Source organism: Rhizobium altiplani (assembly GCF_001542405.1).
Lineage (GTDB): Bacteria > Pseudomonadota > Alphaproteobacteria > Rhizobiales > Rhizobiaceae > Rhizobium > Rhizobium altiplani.
In genome coordinates, this window is sequence record NZ_LNCD01000086.1 from 13,738 (window position 1) to 37,268 (window position 23,531).

Below are 23,531 nucleotides of genomic sequence, written 5' to 3' on the forward strand. Positions count from 1 at the left end.
TCGGCAATTGAAGATTGCGACCTACAACGTCAACGGCGTGAACGGACGCCTCGAGATCCTTCTTCGCTGGCTGAAGGAGGACAAGCCCGACGTCGTATGCCTGCAGGAACTGAAGACGGAAGACGCCCGGTTTCCACGCGGTGCGCTCGAGCGGGCCGGCTACGGCGCAATCTGGCACGGACAAAAGAGCTGGAACGGCGTCGCGATCCTATCCAGGGGCTCGACGCCGATACTGACGCGGCGCGGTCTTCGGAGCGATCCTGATGACACGCACAGCCGCTACATTGAGGCAGCCATCGACGGCATCCTTGTCGGGTGCCTCTATCTTCCGAATGGAAATCCGGCCCCTGGCCCGAAGTTCGATTACAAGCTCCGTTGGTTCCGACGGCTGCACGAATATGCAGCCGAATTGCGCGACCTCGAAATTCCGGCCGTTTTGGCTGGTGACTTCAACGTCATGCCGACGGAAATCGACGTCTACAAGCCGGAGCGCTGGCTGGATGACGCCTTGTTCCGGCCGGAGGTTCGCAAGGCCTATGCCGATCTGGTCGCACAAGGCTGGACCGACGCCGTAAGGCACCTGCATCCGAACGAGCGCATCTATACCTTCTGGAAGTACTGGCGAAACTCCTTCGAACGCGACGCGGGTCTCCGGATCGACCATTTCCTGCTCAGCCCGATGATCGCCCCATGGCTCAAGTCGGCGAGCGTGCGCAGGAAGCCCAGGAGCTGGGAACATACGAGCGACCATGCGCCAGTGATGATCGAGCTTGAGGTTCCCAAGCGCGAAGACGACGCGTGAACACGAGCGATGAAACTGGAAGGAACGCAAGATGGATGCCGACCTCGATACGATGTCGCGCAACGAATTGATCACGGAGGCGAAGCGCCTCCGCGACGCGATCAGAAAACACCGCGACGCCACAGGTCACGACCTCTGTTGGCATCATCCTCAGCTCTGGGAAATGCTGCCGGAAAAGCTCAATCCCGACATCGCGGTGCCTCCCTGGCCGAAGTTCCTCCGAGGTTGCGTCCGCTATCGTGAGAGTTTGGATCGGCAGAAGCCTGACGCCCCTGTCCTGGACGAAGAGTTCGAAACCTGATTCGCGCCAACTTCACCGACCGTGAAACTCGGGCAAAGCGGAGAGCACTGGCGCGCACCTTTCATCCACTCAGGCGGTTGCGGTGGCTGGCGTGTTCATCCACTCGCTCGTCCAGAGCTGCCGCAACCGGTCGCCTTCGCCTCGGAAATAGGCGTCTGCAGCTTCGCAATGCTCCACACGATCGCTGCGGAAATTGCGGATTGCCTGACGCAGCTCGCACCAGGCGACAATGTTGGCGGTCTGCGAGTAATAGATGAGGGCGATCGGCTGGATCCTGCGCTCCGTCGCGCGGCCGAGTTCGTCGCGGTAGTCAAGTTGCAGCTTCTGTTCGTCGCGGATGGCGCGACGAACCAGACCAAGATCGAGCCCGACAGGAGATTGGGCAACCGATCCCCAGGCGTAGAGCGCTTTTCGTTCCATCGCCTGGCGCAGCGGCGCAGGTACGGCGCCTGTTATCTTCTGGTTGACGCCCTTGGCCGCCTGCTTGAGTTCCTCGTCGCCGGTTCGATCGAGCAAAGCCAGCGACAAGACGATGGCCTCCATTTCCTCGACCGAGAACATCAGCGGCGGCAGGTCGAAGCCCGGCCGCATGATGTAGCCGATGCCCCGGCCGCCCTCGATCGGAACCCGCATCGCCTGCAAGGCGGCGATGTCGCGATAGATCGAGCGCACGGTCACCTCAAGCGTCTCCGCCATGGCCGCCGCCGTCATCGGTCTGGTCGCCAATCGCAGGATCTGGATGATCTCGAAAAGCCGTGAGGCCTTGCGCATTTTTCGCCTCCGTTGGTCCAGGCTCCTGACAATACACTGTCAGTTGGGCAGTCGTATAGCTTTCCCTATCGAATTGAAAATCAACACGGTCTTGGAAAACGACCTTGAATTGGATAGCGGGCAACTGACATGACTTACAGCGAAAATCTCTGGCTCTACTTCACCCTTCTCTTCGGCATCATCATTGTCCCGGGGATGGACATGCTGTTCGTGCTGGCCAACTCCCTGAGCGGCGGCAGGCGCACGGGCATTGCTGCGACCGCCGGCATCGTGGCGGGCGGGGCGGTGCATTCGCTCTATGGCGCTATCGGTGTCGGTGTGCTCGCCGTCCTCCTGCCGACCCTGTTCAACCCGCTGCTCTTTGCCGGCGCCGCTTACATGGCCTGGATCGGCTTCACGCTGATTCGCAGTTCGATCACCGTGGAGACCGTCGGGGCGGGCGGTCTGGGCTCGGGCTGGCGGGCATTCCGCCAGGGCGCGGCGACCTGCCTGATGAATCCCAAGGCCTATCTCTTCATGATCGCCGTCTACCCGCAATTCCTGAAGCCGATCTATGGACCGATCTGGGCGCAGGGCCTGGTCATGGGCTTTATGACGATGGCGACCCAAGCGGCTGTCTATGGCACTCTAGCGCTGACAGCGGCGCGAAGCCGCACTTTGCTGGTGTCCAATCCCAAGGCGACGATCCTCGTCGGACGGGTCGCAGGCGCCCTTCTGATCGCCGTCTCAATACTGACGGCATGGCATGGCTGGCGCGTGTCCCTATGAGGAGGGCGCCGCCACCTGACGGTCCATCTTTCCTGATGTCTCACCCACTTGTTACTTTTTTGGTCTGAAAAATTTGCAATGATGCCGCCCGTCCAGCGAAGCCGGGGCTTTGAGGACCTTTGGTAATCAAACAGGAGTGCAGACATGAGACTGAAAGCTATAACCGCGGCAGTGCTCATCGCCGGTCTGGGGGTGATAGGCGTTGCGATTGCAGCGGAGGACGGCACGCACGAAGCACGTTCTGCGCTGATGAAGAAGGTCGGGGGCGCGGCAGGGGCAATGACAGCGATCGCCAAGGGCGAGAAGCCTTATGACGCGGAAGCGGTGAAGGCTGCCCTGATGACGATCTCGGAAACGGCAAAGGTTTTCCCGGATCAATTCAAGCCAGGCACCGAAACCGGGGATAAGGCAGCAAGTCCGAAGATCTGGGAAGATCACGAGGATTTCAAGGCTCGTGCGGCGAAGCTTTCAGCGGATGCCGACAAGGTTCTCGCCCAGCTTCCGACCGACGCAGCCGGAGTCGGCGGCGCCCTGAAGACGCTTGGCGGCAACTGCGGCGGCTGTCATGAGAAATTCAGAATAAAGACCGAATAGCGATCCAGGCATTTTGCTCGAACGATCCGTGCCAGCCTTGCCGCCGGTGCGGATCGTTTTATGTTTTCCGCAAAGCGGTTGGCAACAGGAGCGGTGAATGATCCGCAGGTTCGTCCGGTATTTGCTCTGTCTCGTCGGTGTATTCGTCGTTGGCGGGGCGGTCTTCTATTTCATCACCGCGCCCACCGCGCTCCCCGAAAGCCACTGGGCCAACCTCGGCGACCCCGACCTGAAGAACGGCGAGATGGTCTTCTGGACGGGTGGCTGCGTCAGTTGCCACGCCGCGCCGGGATCGGAGGGCGATGCCAAGCTCACCTTGTCGGGCGGCCTGGCGTTGAAGAGCCCCTTTGGCACATTCCACGTGCCCAACATCTCGCCCGATGAGAAGGCGGGTATCGGGACATGGACGCTGGCGCAGTTCGGCAATGCGATGAAGCGTGGCGTCTCGCCGAACGGACAGCATCTCTATCCGGCCTTTCCCTACAATTCCTATGCCCGGATCAGCGACAAGGACATCAACGATCTCTTCGGCTATCTGAAGACGCTGCCGAAGAGCGGGAACGTCGCCCCGCCGCACGACTTGCCTTTCCCTTATAACATCCGGCTGGCATTGGGCGGCTGGAAGTTCCTCTATTTCAACGACGAGCCGCGCGTCGTGCTCGCGGCCAATGTCGACGACAAGGTCAAGCGCGGCCAGTATCTGGTCGAAGGCGCCGGCCACTGCGGCGAATGCCACACGCCGCGCGATCGGCTTGGCGGCTTCGTGGCAAACACCTGGCTGTCGGGAGCACCGAATCCGGAAGGCCGGGGCCGCATCCCTAACATTACGCCAGGCTCGAAGACCGTCGGCTCATGGAGCCAGGACGATATCGCCAACTATCTGGAAACCGGCTTCACGCCCGACTTCGATACGGCAGGCGGCTCGATGGCGGAGGTGCAGCGCAACCTCGCTCGTCTGCCGAAGCCGGAGCTCGAGGCGATCGCAGCTTACCTGAAGGCGGTTCCGAGCCATTAATATTAGCGATATCTCAAAAATGCCGCATTGCAGCACTCCACTCGGCTCCACGCACTGGAATGCCCTGTGGCGAACCCCGGTTCGCTTTCCGAACGACGCCCAAGAACGTCTTCCGAAAGGACAGCCGCATGCATGTTACGTCGGTCAACTCTGCGGATGATCTCGAAACTGTTGCCCGCAAGGGCGGCAAATTGCGGCGCATGGTCGCCCGGTTGCCGACCTACATGGCCGACATCCGCGAAAATCCTGCCTGGCTGCCGATGTTCCTGCTGGCGCGCACCGTCCCGGCGCGCAAGGTGCATTGGCTGACCGCGCGGCGCAGCAATGGTGCGATCGAGAATCTGCCGACGCTCTTCAAAGGCGTGAATCATGCAGATGCCGTCGCGTCGCTGCGGCGCGACGGGATATTTCCGAACCTGAGCCTACCCGAGGCGATCACCCGTGAAATCGCCAGCTTTGCAGGCGCGACCCCATGCTTTGGAAATTTCGATCGCAAGATCGAGTTCCTGGCGTCCGATCACCGAGCCGTGGAGCAGCAATGGGGGCGGTCGATCCTGAGCGGCCACCATTTCGAGCGAGCGCTTGATTGCCCAGCCGTTCGTGCTGTCCAGCGCGATCCGGTTCTGTCGGAGATTGCGCGCTGCTATCTCGGTGCGCAGGCCCGGCTGATCACCACCCGCACCTGGTGGAGTTTTCCGACGAGAGCAAGCGAAGCCGACCGCAGCCTGGCATCGCTCGACAAGTATCACTTCGATCTCGATGACTGGCGGATGCTGAAGTTCTTTTTCTATCTCGTCGATGTCGACGAGGGCACCGGTCCGCATGTCTATGTCAGGGGCAGCCACAACAAGCGGCGCCTCAAGCACCAGTTGACCCTTCTGGTCGGCCACCCCGCGCACGAGATCCTCGAATTCTACGGCAAGGAGAGCGTGATGACGCTGACCGGCGCGGCCGGCTTCGGCTTCGCCGAGGATCCCTTCGGTTTTCATCTGGGCACGGTTGCCAAGACGAAGCCGCGTCTGATGATGGAGGTGGGCTTCGGTGTTTCCAAGCCCTCACGCCGCCGCTTCCACGGTGAGCCGGTCCTTCGATAAGACAAGCGGCGCGTCGGCCTAGGCCGCCTTCGGCTGGTGCTCGGCGCCGAACATCAGGACATATTGATCGAGGTCGTCGCCGGCGTGCCCGAGGGCGCGGTAGATTTCAGCAGCAAAGGTCATCGGTGCCGATCCCGGCGCCGTCACCAGCTTTCCGGCGCGCACTGCCTGCGGGCTGTCCTTGTAGTGCGCCTGGCCGGCATAGCCCGGCGCGCTGGCGATGAAGTCGGCGGCGTTGCTGGTATGGTCGGTCGCATTCAATGCTCCGGCGCGCGCAAGCGCCAGAGTCGCGCCGCAGATTCCCGCCACGAGCTTGCCATGCGTAGTGAAGTCGTCGATCACAGGCTTCAGATCGGGTGCCTTTTCCGTTTCCCAGATCGTGCCCCCACACAGCACCAGCCCGTCGAAGGCATTGGCATGCAGGTTTTCCGCGACGGTGTCGGACGCAACGCGCATGCCGCCCATCGAGCGCACCTCAGCGCCGTCGGGCGTTGCGATCACCACGTCGAAGCCGAAATAGGAGCGCGCGGAGGCCGTCAGTTGGGCGACCTCCCAGTCGGCGAATCCATCGGTGAGGACGATTGCAAGTCGGGTCATCCGTTTCTCCTTGCAGGCTGTCCGGGGCGGTCAATGCCGCTCATGCCAAAGCTTGCATATAGCGCATGCCGGTGACCGGGCGAGGCACGAAGTCCATATTCTCGTAGAAGCGATGGGCCTGTACATTGCCGGTGGCGGCGCTGACTGAGAGATAGCCGCAGCCTGCACTGCGGGCCGTGTCGCGGGCGCGGTTGACGAGATGCTGACCGACGCCATGGCCGCGATGGCCGTCCCGCACGAAGAGATGATGCAGATCCATGCCGCGAGCACCGTCCTGCGCCCTGTAGAGCGGCACAAGAATGGCGTAGCCGATCAGGCCTTCATCGCTTTCGGCAACCAGGGCGCTGATCCATGGAACCGGACCGAACAGGTCACGCTCGAGCTGCTCCGGGCTCGAGGCGGCCGGATCGCCGTGGTGCTTGGCGAGCAGGCCGATCATTTCGTTGAGTTCGGGCAGGTCACGCGGCTTGGCGGCGCGGATATTGATCACCGGCGGGCGGATCAATGAGATTTCGGTGTCTTCGATTTCAAGCATGGTCTTCGCGTCCTTGTGTGGTGTTCTGCCGTCAGGACGCTGCCGATACAACAAAGCCGCCTGACGGCGGCTTGTTGACAATATGATCTGTCCGGCCGCCCCTTACAGGTACAGCCAAAAATACGAGCTGGTGATGTGCGCGTTCTTGATCATGTGTTGATAGATCAACCAGAACGCGGTGTTTGTCAATGGGTTTTATGAGCTCGCGCTTGGAAGCGAACAGCGTCGCCTGACGCAGCCGTCCGATCGCTCGGTCACCGACATCGAGAGCTAGATCGGCAAGTGTCATGCCGATCTGTTAGCCGCCGCTGATCACTCTTGGCGCCGAAATCGCGAGGCCGTTGATATCGCTTTTCATCTCAGGGATACTTGTATATAGGGTACCCCCCTATGCTAAATGGATAAGCTTATGTCCCACACCACGCACCAGAAGAAGAAGCTGCTGGCTCGCGTCAGCCGTCTGAAAGGCCAACTGGAGGCCGTCGAGCGCGCGCTGGAGGCGGAGCGACCCTGCGGAGAGATCTTGCAGCTGCTTGCCTCGATCCGCGGCGCCCTGAACGGCCTGACCGGTGAAGTGCTGGACGACCACCTTCACGAGCATGTCCTGCATGCCGCCGATGAGAAGGCCCGGATGGAGGCCGTCGAGGAAATATCCGAAGTTCTGCGAACCTACATTCGCTGAGACAACCGACATGAGGAGCGTGCGATGGCCGCACAGACCCAAACACTTGAGCACGACCACGTTTTCCTGGGTGCTGACCACGACCGCAACGCCCGGCGCGTTTGGTTCGTCATTGCGCTCACCGCCGTCATGATGGTGGTCGAGATCGGCGCCGGAACCTACTACGGCTCCATGGCGCTGGTCGCCGATGGCTGGCACATGTCGACGCACGCGAGTGCGCTGCTGATCTCGGCGGTTGCCTATCTCTATGCCCGCCGTCAGGCGCATAATCCGCGCTTCACCTTCGGCACCGGCAAGCTCGGCGATCTCGCGGGCTTTGCCAGCGCCATCATTCTGATGCTGATTGCGCTCCTGATGGCCTGGGAGAGCTTCCTGCGCATCACCCATCCCGTGCAGATCAGTTTCGCCCAGGCGATCGGCGTCGCTGTCGTCGGTCTGTTGGTCAATCTGGCGAGCGCCTGGCTCCTGAAGGACGACCATCATGGCCACAGCCATGGCCATTCCCACCATCACGAGCATCACCATCACGGCGATCATGCCCACCATGGCGACCATGCACATTCCGCACATGCCTCGGACAACAACATGCGCGCCGCCTACGTCCATGTCATCGCGGATGCGCTGACCTCGGTTCTTGCCATCGCCGCACTGCTGTTCGGCAGCCTCTACGGTTGGCTCTGGCTTGATCCGCTGATGGGCATCGTCGGGGGCCTTATCATCGCCCAGTGGTCGTGGGGCCTGATGCGGTCGTCCGGCCGCGTGCTGCTCGATGTCGTGCCGCAGGAGGCAGATCTACAGGACGAGATTCGTTCGGCGCTGGAAACGGGCGGCGAGCGGATCACCGATCTCCATGTCTGGCAGGTCGGTCCCGGCCACCACGCCGCGATCGTCGCTCTGGTGACCCCACAGGCGGAAAGTCCTGCCTTCTACAAGGCAAAGCTCGGACCCGTTGCCGGCCTCTCGCATGTTACCGTCGAGGTCACGCAGTCCGCAGCCGCTTGACGCGACTCATCGGGGCCACAATCAGTCTCTAGCCAAGTGTTCGTTGATTTGAGGCAGAGGAATTTTCATGCGTGGCTTTTCGATCCGTCGCCGGACCCTTCTCGGTTCGGCATTACTTTCACCTGCCTTGCTCCTGCCGCGCGTTGCGTGGTCGGAAGACAGCGACGATGAAATCAACCGGCGGATGGACGCGCTCGAAAAGGCGATCGGCGGTCGCATCGGCGTGTCGGCGATCGACACGGAGACCAACATCTCCTTCGGTTACCGCGAGACCGAGCGCTTCCCCCTCTGCAGCACCTTCAAGGTCCTGGCTGCGGGGTTGGTGCTGGCGCGTGTCGACAAGGGGCAGGAAAATCTCGAGCGGCGCGTCGTCTACGAGCAGGACAAGCTCGTCACCTATTCGCCGGAAACGGAAAAGCACGTTGGCGGCGAGGGCATGAGCATCGGCGAACTCTGCGAGGCGGCGATCACACCGAGCGATAACACGGCAGGCAACCTGCTGCTGGAGAGCTTCGGCGGACCGGCCGAGTTGACCAAATGGCTGCGCACGCTCGGCGATCGATCGACGCGGCTCGACCGCTGGGAAACGGCGCTCAACGAAGCCAAGGACGGCGACCCGCAGGATACGACCACGCCGGACGCGATGGTCGACACACTCGGTAACCTGACGCTGGGCTCGGCCCTGTCGGAACCGTCGCGTGACAAGCTGGTGGCGTGGATGGTGGCGAACACGACAGGCGGCGCGCGGCTGCGCGCCGGCCTGCCGGACACGTGGAAGATCGGCGACAAGACGGGCACCGGAAACAACGGCAGTGCTGCCGATATCGCCGTCGTCTGGCCGCCCGGTCACGGTGCGATCCTGGTCGCGGCTTACGTGACGCAGGCCAAGGCGCCGGTCTCCGAGATCAACCCTGTCTTCGCCGAGGTCGGAAAGATCGTGGCCGATATGGTCGGATAGCGCTTTCTTCTCAAAGAGATGCTACGGAAACGTGAATCTCCGTCGCATCGATCTGAATCAGTTTGTGAAGGCTTCATCGCCGAACTGAAGCGTTGTGCCAGGCACGTTTCGTGAAATGTGGCGCCACTGGTCCTTTGGCAACTCAACATGACCGCTTTGCGCCGAAAGCAGCCGCCCTGTTGTCGCCTATCGCCATACTCACGCGATCGTTGCGAGCAGATCCTCCACCGAGGCAACGCGGACGAAGGACTGCGCCGCCGCGGCAAGATCAGGGTCCAGAGTAACCAATGCGTCCGCTTGGAGCTGCGCGACGGCGATGTATTCGGCACAATAGGTATTCGTCCATTCGAGTTTGCTGGCGATGTTCCACGCGTACCGCTGCAACACGCGGTCGCCGAGCAGTCGAATTCTCAGACCGCGAAGATAGTCCAGCTGATCGTCAGCTTCCCTCTTGTCCAGATCGCCATTACGAACCGCCGAGTAGAGGCGGGCCAATACCTGGGATCGCAAGAGCGTCGGGGCAACCAAGGCGTGGCTGTCAGGGACCTCTGCGGCGTTCTTCGCGAGCAGGAGCGCAGCGTCTGCCGCGATCGCAAACCGCTTCTTCATCACGATCTTCCCTCCCTGGACGTTGATGCGGATCCAGCTTGTGCGGTTAGATCATCCTCCCTCCAGTGCCGACAGCAAAAAATGCCCCAATCCGTCATCGAGCCCGCTCTGCCGCCTTCTGGTCGTCAGAAACGGTCCGCCGGATCGACCGGATTGCAAAGCGCGACTACGCCAGCTCCGCATCTAGGCACCGATGATCGTGTCGGTGCTCGGCTGGTCCTTGCTGTCGCCGTCGCCGGTCAGCTGCCGCTTCAGCTCGTCGGCAATCTGCTTTTCGATGGCCTCGCGCTGTTCTGGCGGCATCGCCTTGAGATCGTCCTCGGTCAGGCCGAGCCGCTGAAGGACCTGGTCGCGGATCCGCTCCGCCGGAGTCTGGTCGGCGAGATCGGTAAACTCGGAGACAACAGCGTCATGGCGTGCTTTCGCGGGATCTTCGGTGCCGTCCATGGTCACGGTGGCGCTGCTCCGCAGCGCCCACATCGTGCTGGAGATCGACGTCGGCGTGCTGCTTGGCTGCAGTGCCGCGCCGCTCTGGCGAACGCTGAGTTCGATATCACCCGTCTGTTGCTTGTTGCGTTGGCCGGATTGGCTGAAGAGGTTGCTCAGTCCATAGGTGCTGGAAATGCTGCTGCCGATCTTCATGAAAATTCTCCTTTGAGCAATGCGCGGAGAATGGCGCGGCAGTCCTGCCCGGAGCTTGTGTCGGCGGGCTCGGATGGCCGGGACAAGTGGCGGCCATCCAATGGGTCTCGAGGCGTCAGGGCAGGGCGTAGCCGATCACATAGTCACCGGCCTTGGTGCCGACCGAGCCATGTCCGCCGGCGACGATGACGACGAACTGCTTGTTGTCGCTGGTCGTATAGGTCATCGGCGTCGCCTGGCCGCCGGCCGGCAGACGGGCCTGCCATAGTTGTTGGCCGTTGGTGACATCGTAGGCTCGCAGGTAGTTGTCGACGGCAGCCCCGAGGAAGGCGACCTCGCCCTTGGTTAGCATCGGGCCACCGATGCCGGGTACGCCGACCTTGAACGGCAGCGGCAGCGGCGTCATGTCGTGCACGGTGCCGTTCTTCAGCTTGTAGGCGATCTTGCCGGTGAGGAGATCGACGCCGGCGACGTAGCCCCATGGCGGCGCCTGGCAGGGGACCTTGAGCGGTCCGAGGAACGGTCCCATGAATACCCCGTAGGGTGCGCCGTCGTTGCGGTTGAGGCCCTGTTCGCTCCCTTTCTCATCCTGCCCCTTCGGCGGGATGTCGGAGGCGGGAACCAGCCGCGAGGTGAAGGCAAGATAGGTCGGCATGCCGAACATGATCTGCCGCTCCGGGTCGACAGCAACGCTGCCCCAATTGAAGGTGCCGAAATTGCCGGGGTAGATGATCGAGCCCACGAGCGAAGGCGGCGTATATCGCCCTTCATATTTGTATCGGTGGAAATCGATGCGGCAGGCGAGCTGGTCGAGCAGAGTCACCCCCCACATGTCCTTCTCCTGCAGCGGCGGCGGCGAGAAGGTGAGGTCGGAGATCGGCTGCATCGGCGACGTATGATCCTCAGGGATGGCACCTGATGGCGCGGGGATTTCCTTGAAGGGAATGATCGGCTCACCGGTACGACGGTCAAGCACGTAGATGTCGCCCTGCTTGGTCGGGCCTACCAGCGCCGGCACGACGGTCCCATCGGGCTTCTTCATGTCGAAGAGCACCGGCTGGGCCGGCACGTCCATGTCCCAGAGATCGTGATGGACGAACTGTTGAACCCATTTCAGCTGCCCGGTGTTGATGTCGAGCGCGACGATCGAGGAGGAGAATTTCTCGACGTTCTCGCTTCTGTTCATACCGAGCTGGTCCGGCACCTGGTTGCCGAGCGGGATGTAGACCATGCCGAGCCCGTCATCGACGCTGAAGACCGACCAGCTGTTCGGAGAGTTGGTCGTATAGGTCCGGCCTTGGGGCAGGGGGGTTGTCACATCGGGATTGCCGGAGTCCCAGTTCCAGATCAGAGCACCTGAATTGATGTCGAATGCGCGGATGACGCCGGACTGCTCTTGCGTCGAATAGTTGTCGTTGACGGCCCCGCCGATGATCAGCTTGCCGGCGACCGCGACCGGCGGCGAGGTCGAATAGTAGTAGCCGGCCGGATTGTACTTCATGCCCTGCTCAAGATGCAGCACACCCTGATCCGCAAAGCTCGTGCAGACCTTTCCGTCGAGCGCATCGAGAGCGATCAGCCGCGCATCCGAGGTCGGCAGGTAGACCCGATCGACGCAGGACTGGCCGGCGGCCGTCGCCGTATCGTGGTAATAGGTGACGCCGCGGCAGGTCTGGTGCTGCCGGTCAGGGTTCATGCCGGAATTGGCGTCGTATTTCCATTTTTCCTTGCCGGTCGTCGCGTCGAGCGCGATCGCCCAGTTATGCGGCGTGCAGAGGTAGAGCGTGTCGCCCACTTTGAGAGGTGTCACCTGGTAGGTCGTTTCGCCGACATCATCGGGTCGCTTCACGTCACCGGTCTGATAACGCCAGACCTCCTTGAGATCCTTGACGTTGCTAACATTGATCTGGTCGAGCGGCGAGTAGCGCTGGCCGAATGGGGTGCGGCCATACTGGTGCCATTCGCCGTCCTGAACGGTGCCGCCGAATGTCGTCGTGCCGGAAGCCTCGGTCGGCAGGTTGCCGTGCAGGTCATGCGGGTCGGTCGTCATCGAGAAGCTCGCAACGGCTATGGCGATCAGCACCGGAATGGTTAGCGGCCAGTGGCTGGACGCGTAGGACGTCCCGGTCGGACTCTGGAAGCCGAGGGGCCGACGGATCCAGGGCGTCAGCAGCCACAGTCCGAGCAGGATGATCAGACCGCCGCGCGGGCCGAGTTGCCACCAATCGAAACCGACCTCCCAGATCGCCCAGACAAGCGCAACGATGATCAGAGCCGCGTGGACCCACAGGGCGGCTGCACGACGCAGCAGAAGCAGGACGGCGGTGATGAGAAACATCGCACCGGCGAAGAGGTAAAAGAAGCTGCCGCCAAGGATGATGAGCCAAAGCCCGCCGCCGACCAGGGCAAGGCCGAGGAGCATGAAAAGAACGGAGGTAATGACGATTACTACCATTATGGGGAACTCCCGCTAAGGTTAGCCGGGTGCGGTCAGGCGCGAAAAATGCCTTCTAATCAGCGAGATAGAGCGGTCGCAATGGGCGTCAACTGCGACCATAGGTGTCAGAGGGGATAGGTTTGCATCCGATCACGTGCCGCAGAAGGTCTGCAGCACACGTTCTTCCGGCTTCGGCGGCTCCATGTAGGCCGCAAAGTCCGGTTGGTCGTCATACGGCTTGGCGAGAACGGCAAGCAACGCCTCGAACAGCGAAAAGTCGGCATCCTCGACGGCGGCGTTGATCGCCTGCTCGATGCGGTGGTTGCGCGGAATGAAGGCGGGATTGACAGAGCGCATGGCCGCCCTGCGCTCGGCCTCGGTCCGGCCCTCGTCACGGGTCAGGCGGTCGCGCCAGCGGGCAAGCCATTCGCGCGCCCCATCCGGTTCCCGGAAAGCCGAGAGGAACAGTGCCTCGCCATCTCCTGGACCGACGGCGTCGGAAAGGCGGCGGAAGGCGAGGGTAAGGTCGGCCTGGCTTGCCTGCATCGCGGCAAGCAGCGATTGAATAAGGTCCAGATCGCCGTCTTCGACGGTCGATAGGCCGATCTTCTCGCGCATGCCGCGCAGCCAGTGGATCTGGAAGCGCTCGCCATATTGCTGGATCACGCTGTTGGCGAGCTCGACGGCCTTTTCCGCATCCGCATCAAAGAGCGGCAACAGGGTTTCGCCAAGCCGTGCCAGGTTCCATTGGCCGATGCCGGGCTGATTGGCATAGGCATAGCGGCCGCCCTGGTCGATCGAGGAAAAGACCGTGCCGGGATGGTATTCGTCCATGAAGGCGCAGGGGCCGAAATCGATCGTCTCGCCCGAAATGGTCATGTTGTCGGTATTCATGACGCCGTGGATGAAGCCGATATGCAGCCACCTGGCGATCAAGGCCGCCTGCCGCTCGCAGACGGTCTCGTAGAGCGCGAGGTAGGGATTGTCCCTGTCCTTGAGTTCCGGATAGTGCCGGTCGATCACATAATCGGCCAGCGCCCGAACGCCGTCGGTATCGCCCCGCGCGGTGAAGAACTGGAACGTGCCGACGCGAATGTGGCTTGCGGCAACACGGGTAAACACTGCACCTGGCAGAATGTTCTCGCGATAAACGGGCTGCCCGGTCGAAACGGCGGCCAGCGCGCGGGTTGCCGGGACGCCGAGCGCATACATTGCTTCGCTGACGATATATTCCCGAAGCACCGGGCCGAGCGCGGCACGGCCATCGCCGCGGCGGGAATAGGCGGTCTGGCCCGCACCCTTCAGCTGGATGTCCCAGCGCTGGCCGTTTCGGTCGATCACCTCGCCAAGCAGGATCGCCCGCCCGTCGCCGAGCAATGGCACGAAGGAGCCGAACTGGTGCCCTGCATAGGCCATCGCCAGCGGATCGGCGCCTTCAGGCACGAGGTTGCCCGAAAAGATCGCCGCGCCGTCGCGCTTCAGCGCCTCGACATCGAGGCCGAGTTCTTCCGCAAGCGGTTCGTTCAGCTTGATCAGCCACGGCTCGGCGGCCTGCGAGGGCGCCTGGCGCGTAAAGAATTGCTGTGGCAACCGCGCATAGCTGTTGTCGAAGGCGAAGGGCCGCGAAGGGGATGCATTCTGAGCAAGGGTCATATGCTTTAGGTAGGGCTCCGGCACGCATGACGCAAGCCGGGAGCCCTTGCTCCGAGCTTGCGGCTGGTCGTGCGGCGCTCCAGTAGCCCAGCCATTCCCGGATGGCACGGCTGCCTTTCCATATAAGCATAACGACGCCACATTTGCGGGCGTATACAAGGATCTCTAATCCCCTTTTGGCATCACGCCATACCATACCGCGGCCATCGCTTCCGCGCCGGCCACGCCATTGCGAGTGATCCCTGACGATGTCGGATCAGATCTATCAGGCGGCTGCCGTCGGGCGCGCCAAGCCCAATTTCCGCGTGGTAGCGATGATCGTGGCGAGCGCCATGTTTATGGAGCAGCTCGACGCCACCGTTCTGGCGACGGCGCTGCCGACCATGGCACGCGATTTCGGCGTCAGCGCCCCGTCGATGAGCATCGCGCTGACTTCCTACCTTCTCAGCCTGGCGATTTTCATTCCGGCAAGCGGCCTGATTGCCGATCGCTTCGGCTCGCGCACCGTTTTCCGCTCGGCGATCGCCGTCTTCGTGACAGGCTCCATCTTCTGCGCGCTGTCGCCTAATCTCCTCTGTCTCGTGCTGGCGCGACTGCTGCAGGGCCTTGGCGGCGCGATGATGCTGCCGGTCGGGCGCCTCGTGCTGCTCCGCAGCGTCTCCCGCAAGGACATGGTCAACGCCATGTCGTGGCTGCTGGTGCCGGCGCTGATCGGCCCGATCCTCGGCCCTCCGGTTGGCGGCCTGATCGTCACCTATCTCGACTGGCGCTGGATCTTCTACATCAACGTGCCGATCGGCATCATCGGCTTCACCCTGGTCTCGATCTTCATCGAGGACTTCAAGGGCGAGGCGAAGCGCCCGTTCGATACGGTTGGTTTCATTCTCTCCGGTATTGCGCTCGGCTCGCTGTTGTTTGGTTTTGAAAGCTCGAGCCGTCCGGGCGAGGGTGCGTTCTCGCTGTTCCTCATCGCGGTCGGTCTGCTCTTCGGCGTAGCCTATCTCAAGCACGCCCGCCGCCACCCGGCGCCGATCATGGACTTTTCGCTGATGAAGGTGTCGAGCTTCGGCACGTCGGTCATCGCCGGTTCGCTGACCCGTATCACGCAGGGCGCGCAGCCCTTCCTGCTGCCGCTCTATTTCCAGCTCGGTTTCGGACTGTCGGCGGCCAAGGCCGGCCAGCTCGTCACCGCAGCGGCCCTCGGCTCGATGGCGATGAAGGCCGTCGCACCCAGCGTACTGCGCCATTTCGGCTTCCGCAGCAGCCTGGTCGCGAACGGCATCATTGCCACCTGCGGCTATGCCCTCTGCGCCGCCTTCCGGCCCGACTGGCCGCTGGGGCTGATCTTCGCGATCCTCGTCATGTGCGGCTTCTTCATGTCGTTCCAGTTCACGGCCTACAACACGGTGGCCTACGATGAGATCGACCGCGATCGCATGAGCTCGGCCACCAGCTTCTACACGACGTTCCAGCAGCTGATGCTGTCGCTCGGCATCTGCGTCGGCGCGCTGGCGCTCCACACGTCGATGACGGTCAACGGCAGCGAGACGCCGGAGCTCCACGATTTCTCCGCCGCCTTCCTTTTCGTCACCGCGATCTCGATCACGGCGACCTTCTGGAACCTGCGCTTTTCGCGCAGCGCCGGCGCCGACATCAGCGGTCATAACGCCGGCAAGGCTGCGCACACCGCAGAACACTGACCGCGACGCGGCAGAGAACTGACCGTCACGCGGCACTCGGAAGCGCCGGCAGGCAAGCCTCGCAGATCGCGGCAACATGCCGGTGATCGGTGCCGCAGCAGCCGCCGACGATCCTGATTTGCGGCATTCTCTGCATCAGCTCCCTGTACCGCTGCCCGAGATCGACCGGATCGCCGGCATCCAGCGTTTCGCTGTCGTCCAGTTCGGCATGGCTCATGCGCGAGGCATTTGCCCGCAGCCCATGAATGCGTTTTGTCCATCCCGCGCGATGATCCAGCGCCTCGGCAAAATGCGTCGGGTGCGCGCAATTGATCATGTAATAGGCCACCGAACCGCCCGTCGCCGCATCCGTCGTCTCGATTACCTCCTGCATGCTGCGCCCGGTCACCAGCTTGCCGTCGGTCTCGACCGTGAAGGAGATAACGCAGGGCATATCCCGGGCCGAGGCCGCCCGGGCGATACCGATTGCCTCGTCGATGTTGTTCAGCGTGACGGCGGAGATCATGTCCGCATCGCTCTCGGCAAAGCCGCTGATCTGGACGCTGTGATAATCCTCGGCTTCGGCCGCGTTCATCCGGCCGGCCTTGTACCCATCGCCGCGTGGCCCCATCGCGCCGCTGAGCACGATCGGCCGCCCCGGCTCCTCGTGCCGCTCGCGCAATCCCGCAAGCAGGGCAATGCTTTGAACGTTTGCGTCATGCAGCGCATCCGGCGTGTAACCCAGCTTTTCCGCCCAATCGGGGCTCGCCCTCCATGTCGGGCTGTCGAGAATGAAGCCGGCGCCATGCTTGCGGGCGATGTCGAGGTAACGGCGATAGTAGGCGCGCAGCCGGTCGCGGCCTTCTTCTGAAGCCATCATCACGAAGGATGCGAAGTGCGGCAGCTGCAGCCCGTCATGAAAGATGAAGGTCGTTTCCATGCCGCCGTCGGTGACGAATGCGCCGCCCTTGAGTTGCGGCAGGCTGTGTCTGTACTTGGCCATGACAATCCCTCTATGTGCAAGCAATTCTCACGAACAAGTTCTCCGCTTCCGGGCTGCGAAACTAGACGACTTGCGGTATAGTTGGGCATCGCATGATGTTTGCCTTTGATTTCAGCCGCTTCCGCGGGGCGGATGACAAAAGGCCTCCATATAGACCAGAGCTGGCGGGCAAAAACCGTACCGGCGGTACAGGGAATTTGATGCGCAAGGGCGAGGAGACCAGAACCCGCATCCTGGATGTGGCCGAGACTGCCGTCCTGCAGAAGGGCTTCGGCGGCACCTCGATCGAAGAGCTGATCGCCGAGACCGGCATCACCAAGAGCGGCTTCTTCTACCACTTCCGGGACAAGAACTCGCTCGCCAAGGCGCTGCTCGAGCGGTACATCGAAAACGACGAACGAATCTACGACGAGATATTCACCCGCGCCCGCGAGCTGACCGAAGATCCGCTGCAATCCTTCATGCTCGGTCTGAAGCTGCTTGCCGAACTGCTGTCCGACCTGCCGAACGGCCATCCGGGCTGCCTCGTGGCCACGGTCTGCTACTATGAACGCCTGTTCGACCGCGACATCCAGGAAATCAACAAGCAGGCGGTGCTCGCCTGGCGACGGCGGTTCCGCGGCATGTTCGAGGAGATCATGGTGGTCTACACGCCGCGCGAACCGATCGAGATCGACCAACTGGCCGACATGGTTTCGACGGTGCTCGAGGGCGGCATCGTCCTGTCGAAGGCGTTGAAGGAACCGCAGGGGCTCGCCGACCAGGTTCTCGTGCTGCGCAGCTTCGTGAAGCTGCTGTTTCAGCCGCAGATCGTTCGCCAGTGATCCGGCCTAGCGGTCGTCTTCCATGGCAGCCGCCATCTCGGCGAGCTTGCGCACGGTATTGAGATTGCGCGCCGTTCCTGGTTTCAAGGCCGGCAGCTTGAGCTTCGATTTGCCGGAGCCAACAGGGAAGTGGACATAGATTTCGCGCCCGGCGAGAACGGCCTCTTCGCCATCGGGGGCCACCATCTTGTCCAGTGCATCATCAGGCGCCGCTTCCGGTAGGAAGCTTACCAGGAGATAGTTGGGCTTGGCATCGGGGAAGGGCGCGTTGGCGGCAATCGCTTCCAACTCCTTGCGGCTGCGCAGCATCACGCCGGGTTTCTTGCCGAGCAGCTTTCCCAGCGCGTCGTCCAGCTTCTGCTCGACCTCGACCTCTGCTGCATCGGCGCGAAACAGCACGTTGCCGCTCTGGATGTAGGTCTTCACGTCGCTGAAGCCGAGCTCTTCGCAGACCGCCTTCAGCTCCGCCATGGGTAGCTTGCCCGTGCCGCCGACATTGATCGCCCTCAGGAGCGCCACATAGACCGTCACGGGCTCCTCCAGCCGATTATATCTTGCCCGCGACCTTGATCGCGAAAGCATATTCGAAGGCGATCTCCTCGAGGCGCTGGAAGCGTCCCGAAGCGCCGCCATGGCCGGCATCCATGTTGGTCTTCAACAGGATCGGTGCCGAGCCGGTGGTCTTTTCGCGCAGCCGCGCCGCCCACTTTGCCGGCTCCCAATAGGTGACGCGCGGATCGGTGAGGCCGCCGAGCGCCAGGATCGGCGGATAGGCCTTGGCGCCGACATTGTCGTAGGGCGAATAGGCGGCGATCTGCTCGTAGTCTTCCTTGCTCTCGATCGGGTTGCCCCATTCCGGCCATTCCGGCGGGGTCAGCGGTAGCGTGTCGTCGAGCATGGTGTTCAGCACGTCGACGAAGGGAACGGCGGCAATCAGGCCGGCGAACTTTTCCGGCGCCATGTTGGCAACGGCGCCCATCAGCATGCCACCGGCCGAGCCGCCCTCGGCGATGATGTTGGCATAGGAGGTGAACTTCTCCTGATTCAGATAGTCAGCGGCGGCAATGAAGTCCTTGAAGGTGTTGGTCTTCTTTTCCATCTTGCCGTCTTCGTACCATGCAAAGCCCTTGTCCTTGCCGCCGCGGATATGGGCGATGGCATAGACGAAGCCGCGATCGGCGAGCGACAGGCAGTTGGTGTTGAAGCCGGCCGGAATGGTGATGCCGTAGGCGCCGTAGCCGTAGAGCAGGCAGGGTGCCGAACCGTCGAGCGGCGTGTCCTTGCGATAGAGCAGGGTGACGGGCACCTGTTCGCCATCCCACGCGGGCGCGAACACGCGGCGGGTGACGTAATCGTCCGGATTGTGGCCCGAGGGCACCTCCTGGGTCTTCAACAGCGTGCGCTCGCGCGTCACCATGTTGTAGTCGTAGAGCTGCGACGGCGTCGTCATCGAGGAATAGGAGAAACGGATGACGTCGGTGTCGTATTCCGCGGCCCCCTGCAGCCCGAGCGAATAGGCCTCTTCGGCAAAGGCGATCGCGTGTTCCTCGCCGGTGCGACGGTCACGGATGATTATCTGCGGCAGGCCGTCCTTGCGCTCCAGCCAGAGCAGGTGGCGGACATAGGCCATGTGGCTGATGATCAAGGTTCCCGGCTTGTGCGGCACGACCTCGCGCCAGTTCGCCTTGCCCGGGTTTTCAATCGGCGCTTCCATGATCTTGAAATCCTTGGCGTCGCCGTCATTGGTCAGGATGTAGAAGACGTCGCCGCCTTCCGTCATCGAATATTCGATGCCTTCCTCGCGCTCGGCGACCAGCTTCGGCTCGGCCGTCAGGTCCTTGGTGGACAGCAGGCGGTATTCCGAGGTCTCGTGATCGTGGATGTCGATGTAGATGAAGTCGTCGAGCAGCGAACCGCCGACGCCCATGAAAAAGCCCGCATCCTTTTCCTCATAAACCAGCCGGTCTTCAGATTGAGGCGTGCCAAGAATGTGGTGGAACACCTTCGACGGGCGGTGGTTCTCATCGAGAGCAGAATAGAAGAAGCTCTTGCCATCGGGCGCCCAGACGCCGCCGCCGCCGGTGTTCCCGATCACGTCGGCCAGGTCCTCGCCAGTCGCAAGGTCGCGCACGCGCAGCGTATAGAACTCAGAACCCTTGTCGTCGTAACCCCAGATGCCACGGCTGTGGTCGGTCGAGTGATCGAGGCCGGCGAGCCTGAAATAGGCCTTGCCCGCGGCCTCCTTGTCGCCGTCGAGCAGAACGGTGCGGATAGCCTCGTCCTTGACGGCGCCGTTACGCGGAATCCGGAAATAGCGAGGCTGTTCGCCGCCGGTCACGAAGAAGGTACCGTAGGCGTAGTCGCCGTCCTTCATCGGCACGGAGCTGTCGTCTTCCTTGATGCGGCCGCGCATCTCCGAAAACAGCGTCTTCTGCAGCACCTTTGTGTCTTCCATGGCCGCGTTCATGTAGACGTTTTCGGCTTCCAGATGTTGGCGGATCGCGGGATCGAGGATCGCGGGATCCTTGAACATCGCCTGCCAGTTGTCGGCGCGCAGCCAGGCATAGTCGTCGGTGCGGGTGATGCCGTGGCGCGTATCGGAGATCGGCTTCTTGGCGGCGACGGGTGGGTTCGGCAGGTTCTTGAAGACGGTCAAGGAAAGCTCCGGAAACGTGATGTCAGGTGGGCAAGAGATAGAGAGGCGGATGCCTGGGATCAAGCGCCCAAGACGGCCCTGTGGCAAAACCGAAGGAATGCTCACGTTGCCTTGATGTCACCACATTGTTTAAGAAAGTCCGCTATGCCACCCGGAATTCGCCCCTCGTACGACCGTCAAACCACGGTTCTCCACAGGCGATTCCGGAATGAGAATGCAAAGGAATCCCACCGTAATGCCAAAACGTCTCGTGTTGCTTCTGTCCGCATTTAGCCTTGCTTTTCCAGCCTTCGCAGTCGATCCCGCCATCAAGAAGCAACTCGAAAAGCTTGATCCCGCGACCCGCCTCGAACAGAGCTGTGACACGGAGGCGATGAGCCGAATCAACAAGGACGAGACCGGCTACAAGCCCGACAAGGTCATCGCCTACACGTTCAAGGATCCCGTTCCGAGCGACGACAGGCTGGAGGCGCCAGGCGCGGTCTTCCGCAGCAAGGGCGACTGGTATCATCTCTCCTACACCTGCATTACCGGCCCGCAGCACATCAATGTCCGCGATCTGCAATACAAGATTGGTGAAAAGGTCCCGCGCGAGAAGTGGGAAAAATATTACCTCTATGATTGATCGCGGCGCGCGCCGTGAGTTGCCTTTCTGAAGCCTTAGTCCTCAGGCATCAGAATTGCCGCTGAAGCCGGCGGCGAATCGCAGCAGCGACCGCAGGCGGCATCAAACCACATGGCGCCTGAACGCGGTGTGCATTATGCAGCGCTTGAACCAAGAACGGCTTCTCTTTGGCATGAATCGTATTCTTCTCGTTTCGGCGTTGCTGATCGCATCCGCCTCGATTGTGTCCGCTGCCGCTCCTCCGCCGGAGGAAGCGCCGGTCGTCACCGCGCCCTCGAAGGTCGTGCAGGCCCCCAAGATGGCAGCAGGGCCGAAGCTGGTTGAGCCGCATCTGCGCATTGCCCGGTCGGGCATCAAGGGTCACGCGCGGGTGGCGCTGACTTTTGACGCTTGCATGGGTCAGGCCGACGACCGCATCCTCTCGGTGCTGGTCCAGGAGCGCATTCCCGCGACCATTTTCGTCACTGCGCGCTGGCTGAAGCACAATCCGCAGGCGCTGCAGGTCTTCCTTGAGAATCCCGATCTGTTCGAACTCGAGAACCACGGTCAGAATCACGTTCCAGCCGTCGACAAGCCGGTCTCGATCTATGGCATCGCGTCCGCGGGCTCGCCCGAGGCCGTGCGGCAGGAAGTGCAGGGCGGTGCCGATGCGATGCTCGCAGCCGGTATTGCCCCGCCGCACTGGTTCCGCGGCTCGACCGCCAAATACGACCTCTCCGCCATCGCCCAGATTCGCGACATGGGGTACCGCATCGCCGGTTACTCGGTGAATGGAGACGGCGGCTCGCTGCTCGGCGCCGCTGTCACGGAAAAGCGCATTGCATCGGCCAAAGACGGCGACGTCGTGATCTCCCACATCAACCAGCCGACCCACGCCGCCGGCGAGGGCGTCGCCAAGGCGATCGTCGATCTCATGGCCAAGGGTGTCGAATTCGTCCGGCTGCAGGATGTCGAGGACACCGGCGACGACCGGACGACGCAGTGAGCTAGCCAAGGGCGCTCTGTAGCGTTTCCTCACTCACGTTCGAGGGTAGGGGCACGTCGGGCGCGTCGCGATCCAGCGCGAAATCATCAAACCAGTCGCGGTACCCTCCGCCGATCAGTGCGCCGATAACCTGTGTCGCAAGATAGGAGAAGGTGATGCCGTTGCCGCCATAGCCATAGGCGGCGTAGACTTGTGGCATCGAGGGAACCGGACCGATCAGCGGTAGGCCGTCCGACGTCTCCCCGAACGTGCCGCACCATGCCGTCGCGACGCGGGTGTCGGCGCTGGACCAGAGCCGCTTCATCTTCTCCCGGATCGTCATGATCTTTTCGGCCAGCTTGGCGTCGCGGGCCGCGGGGTCGACGGTGTCGTCATCCTCGCCGCCAGCGATGATCCGCCCATCAGGCGTCGTGCGCATGTAGAGATAGGGGTGGCTGTCTTCCCAGATCAGCACCTGATCGCGCCAGAGCGCTGCCGGATCCTGCGGTATCGTCGCCAGCGCCCAGCTCGATGTCATCCGGTGCTGTTTTGGCATATCGATGCCCGGCATGGCGTAGCCGGTGGCGAGCACCGCCGTTTTTGCCTCGATGACGAACGCACCGTCTGTTTCGGCGCTGACCCGCCCGCCTTCGCTATGTAGCTTGGTGACCGAGGCGCTGATCAGGCGCGCGCCTTGCTTCACGGCAATGTCCAGAAGGCCCCAGGTCAGGAGCAGCGGATCGGCCTCCGCCGAGCCGCGCGACAGGATGCCCCCATCGCGGTCGACTTCGAACTCGGTAAAGAGATCGCAATGTTCCAGATACCGGCTTGGCAGTCCGGCACGACGACGCAGCTCGACCTCCCTGCGAAGATCGCCCGCGCCCTCCTGGTTATTGGCGAGGAACAGCGATTGCCGGGGAAGCAGGTTGCAGGCGATCCGGTGGGCGACGATCAGCTTGGAGAGACCGGTGACCGAGGCTGCGCTCCGCCTGTAGATGCCGGCGGCGCGTTCGAAGCCATGGAAACGCTCGAGTTCGCTGAGCGTTCGGTCTATCTCCCACTGCAGCATGGCGGTGCTCACTGCCGTGCTGCCGAGACCCGGCGTCTCGCGGTCGACGATGACCACGGAAAGACCTCGTTCCGCGAGGTGCTGGCCCATCAGCGCGCCGGTAATCCCGCCGCCGATCACCATGGCGTCGACTTTGAGATTGTCCTGAAGTGGCTGGTAATTGGGCTTTGTTCCTGCGTGGCTCCAAGGGGAGGTGCCGCTCTTCAGCCGGTTCTGGCTGGAATCTGCAAGATCGATTTCTGCCATCTGAC

25 protein-coding genes are annotated in these 23,531 nt (G+C 62.3%); 13 read left to right on the plus strand and 12 right to left on the minus strand.

What is annotated here, in order from left to right:
- Window positions 1–7 precede the first annotated feature (7 nt).
- Both xth and AS026_RS20870 read left to right on the plus strand, forming a co-directional pair.
- Window positions 8–802, plus strand: a complete 795-nt coding sequence (xth, locus tag AS026_RS20865) for an exodeoxyribonuclease III (protein WP_062371526.1) — start codon at window positions 8–10, stop codon at window positions 800–802.
- A 31-nt stretch (window positions 803–833) separates the two neighbouring features.
- Window positions 834–1,103: a hypothetical protein gene (locus tag AS026_RS20870; protein ID WP_062371528.1), complete on the plus strand. Its 270-nt coding sequence runs from the start codon at window positions 834–836 to the stop codon at window positions 1,101–1,103.
- Between the two features lie 69 nt (window positions 1,104–1,172).
- On the opposite strand, the gene AS026_RS20875 is transcribed toward AS026_RS20870, so the two are convergent.
- Window positions 1,173–1,874 (minus strand): helix-turn-helix transcriptional regulator, encoded by a 702-nt coding sequence (locus AS026_RS20875; RefSeq protein WP_025661058.1) that lies wholly within the window; start codon window positions 1,872–1,874, stop codon window positions 1,173–1,175.
- 129 nt (window positions 1,875–2,003) lie between these two features.
- Between AS026_RS20875 and AS026_RS20880 the strand changes: the two genes are divergently transcribed.
- The 4 genes from AS026_RS20880 to AS026_RS20895 all read left to right on the plus strand — a co-directional run bounded on the left by AS026_RS20880 (window position 2,004) and on the right by AS026_RS20895 (window position 5,345).
- Window positions 2,004–2,642 carry a LysE family translocator gene (locus AS026_RS20880; RefSeq protein ID WP_018116351.1) on the plus strand — a complete coding sequence of 213 codons (639 nt, stop codon included), beginning with the start codon at window positions 2,004–2,006 and terminating at the stop codon, window positions 2,640–2,642.
- A gap of 144 nt (window positions 2,643–2,786) precedes the next feature.
- Entirely contained in the window at window positions 2,787–3,236 is a 450-nt protein-coding gene (locus AS026_RS20885) for a c-type cytochrome (protein WP_018116350.1), read from the plus strand.
- A gap of 97 nt (window positions 3,237–3,333) precedes the next feature.
- A complete protein-coding gene (locus AS026_RS20890) occupies window positions 3,334–4,251 on the plus strand; it encodes a c-type cytochrome (RefSeq protein WP_062371531.1) in 918 nt (305 codons plus the stop codon).
- Window positions 4,252–4,379: 128 nt separating this feature from the next.
- Window positions 4,380–5,345, plus strand: coding sequence for a phytanoyl-CoA dioxygenase family protein (locus AS026_RS20895; protein ID WP_062371590.1), 966 nt, complete (start codon window positions 4,380–4,382; stop codon window positions 5,343–5,345).
- 18 nt (window positions 5,346–5,363) lie between these two features.
- Here AS026_RS20895 and AS026_RS20900 read toward each other — a convergent pair whose 3' ends face one another.
- Genes AS026_RS20900 through AS026_RS20910 form a run of 3 tightly spaced genes read right to left on the minus strand, consistent with a single transcriptional unit; the run spans window position 5,364 to window position 6,766 of the window.
- Entirely contained in the window at window positions 5,364–5,942 is a 579-nt protein-coding gene (locus AS026_RS20900) for a type 1 glutamine amidotransferase family protein (protein WP_018859477.1), read from the minus strand.
- A gap of 40 nt (window positions 5,943–5,982) precedes the next feature.
- Window positions 5,983–6,477, minus strand: a complete 495-nt coding sequence (locus AS026_RS20905) for a GNAT family N-acetyltransferase (RefSeq protein WP_018116573.1) — start codon at window positions 6,475–6,477, stop codon at window positions 5,983–5,985.
- Between the two features lie 31 nt (window positions 6,478–6,508).
- The gene (locus tag AS026_RS20910) at window positions 6,509–6,766 is read right to left on the minus strand and encodes a hypothetical protein (RefSeq protein ID WP_062371533.1); all 258 of its coding nucleotides are present in this window, start codon (window positions 6,764–6,766) and stop codon (window positions 6,509–6,511) included.
- A gap of 120 nt (window positions 6,767–6,886) precedes the next feature.
- Between AS026_RS20910 and dmeR the strand changes: the two genes are divergently transcribed.
- The 3 genes from dmeR (at window position 6,887) to bla (ending at window position 9,119) form a co-directional block, all read left to right on the plus strand.
- Complete coding sequence (dmeR, locus tag AS026_RS20915; RefSeq protein ID WP_018116571.1) at window positions 6,887–7,159, plus strand: Ni(II)/Co(II)-sensing transcriptional repressor DmeR; 273 nt, start codon at window positions 6,887–6,889, stop codon at window positions 7,157–7,159.
- A gap of 24 nt (window positions 7,160–7,183) precedes the next feature.
- On the plus strand, window positions 7,184–8,161 hold the full coding sequence (gene dmeF, locus AS026_RS20920; protein WP_018859475.1) for a CDF family Co(II)/Ni(II) efflux transporter DmeF: 978 nt from the start codon (window positions 7,184–7,186) through the stop codon (window positions 8,159–8,161).
- A gap of 67 nt (window positions 8,162–8,228) precedes the next feature.
- Window positions 8,229–9,119: a class A beta-lactamase gene (bla, locus tag AS026_RS20925; RefSeq protein WP_062371535.1), complete on the plus strand. Its 891-nt coding sequence runs from the start codon at window positions 8,229–8,231 to the stop codon at window positions 9,117–9,119.
- Between the two features lie 198 nt (window positions 9,120–9,317).
- Here bla and AS026_RS43505 read toward each other — a convergent pair whose 3' ends face one another.
- The 4 genes from AS026_RS43505 to AS026_RS20945 form a co-directional block, all read right to left on the minus strand.
- Complete coding sequence (locus AS026_RS43505; protein ID WP_018116568.1) at window positions 9,318–9,728, minus strand: type II toxin-antitoxin system VapC family toxin; 411 nt, start codon at window positions 9,726–9,728, stop codon at window positions 9,318–9,320.
- Window positions 9,729–9,911: 183 nt separating this feature from the next.
- A complete protein-coding gene (locus tag AS026_RS20935) occupies window positions 9,912–10,370 on the minus strand; it encodes a hypothetical protein (RefSeq protein ID WP_018116567.1) in 459 nt (152 codons plus the stop codon).
- A 115-nt stretch (window positions 10,371–10,485) separates the two neighbouring features.
- Complete coding sequence (locus tag AS026_RS20940; RefSeq protein ID WP_062371537.1) at window positions 10,486–12,825, minus strand: glucose/quinate/shikimate family membrane-bound PQQ-dependent dehydrogenase; 2,340 nt, start codon at window positions 12,823–12,825, stop codon at window positions 10,486–10,488.
- Between the two features lie 132 nt (window positions 12,826–12,957).
- Window positions 12,958–14,460 carry a protein adenylyltransferase SelO gene (locus AS026_RS20945; RefSeq protein ID WP_025661049.1) on the minus strand — a complete coding sequence of 501 codons (1,503 nt, stop codon included), beginning with the start codon at window positions 14,458–14,460 and terminating at the stop codon, window positions 12,958–12,960.
- A 248-nt stretch (window positions 14,461–14,708) separates the two neighbouring features.
- Between AS026_RS20945 and AS026_RS20950 the strand changes: the two genes are divergently transcribed.
- Window positions 14,709–16,160, plus strand: a complete 1,452-nt coding sequence (locus tag AS026_RS20950) for a DHA2 family efflux MFS transporter permease subunit (RefSeq protein ID WP_062371540.1) — start codon at window positions 14,709–14,711, stop codon at window positions 16,158–16,160.
- Between the two features lie 25 nt (window positions 16,161–16,185).
- Here AS026_RS20950 and AS026_RS20955 read toward each other — a convergent pair whose 3' ends face one another.
- Window positions 16,186–17,142 carry a homocysteine S-methyltransferase family protein gene (locus AS026_RS20955; protein WP_062371542.1) on the minus strand — a complete coding sequence of 319 codons (957 nt, stop codon included), beginning with the start codon at window positions 17,140–17,142 and terminating at the stop codon, window positions 16,186–16,188.
- A 200-nt stretch (window positions 17,143–17,342) separates the two neighbouring features.
- Between AS026_RS20955 and AS026_RS20960 the strand changes: the two genes are divergently transcribed.
- Window positions 17,343–17,966: a TetR/AcrR family transcriptional regulator gene (locus AS026_RS20960; RefSeq protein WP_062371592.1), complete on the plus strand. Its 624-nt coding sequence runs from the start codon at window positions 17,343–17,345 to the stop codon at window positions 17,964–17,966.
- Between the two features lie 6 nt (window positions 17,967–17,972).
- Here AS026_RS20960 and AS026_RS20965 read toward each other — a convergent pair whose 3' ends face one another.
- Window positions 17,973–18,497 (minus strand): DUF1697 domain-containing protein, encoded by a 525-nt coding sequence (locus AS026_RS20965; RefSeq protein ID WP_018116562.1) that lies wholly within the window; start codon window positions 18,495–18,497, stop codon window positions 17,973–17,975.
- Window positions 18,498–18,513: 16 nt separating this feature from the next.
- Entirely contained in the window at window positions 18,514–20,622 is a 2,109-nt protein-coding gene (locus AS026_RS20970; protein WP_062371544.1) for a S9 family peptidase, read from the minus strand.
- Between the two features lie 235 nt (window positions 20,623–20,857).
- Between AS026_RS20970 and AS026_RS20975 the strand changes: the two genes are divergently transcribed.
- Window positions 20,858–21,247 (plus strand): DUF930 domain-containing protein, encoded by a 390-nt coding sequence (locus AS026_RS20975; protein ID WP_018116560.1) that lies wholly within the window; start codon window positions 20,858–20,860, stop codon window positions 21,245–21,247.
- A gap of 172 nt (window positions 21,248–21,419) precedes the next feature.
- A complete protein-coding gene (locus AS026_RS20980; RefSeq protein ID WP_025661045.1) occupies window positions 21,420–22,232 on the plus strand; it encodes a polysaccharide deacetylase family protein in 813 nt (270 codons plus the stop codon).
- A gap of 1 nt (window position 22,233) precedes the next feature.
- Here AS026_RS20980 and AS026_RS20985 read toward each other — a convergent pair whose 3' ends face one another.
- Window positions 22,234–23,526, minus strand: coding sequence for an NAD(P)/FAD-dependent oxidoreductase (locus tag AS026_RS20985; protein WP_062371546.1), 1,293 nt, complete (start codon window positions 23,524–23,526; stop codon window positions 22,234–22,236).
- Window positions 23,527–23,531 lie beyond the last annotated feature (5 nt).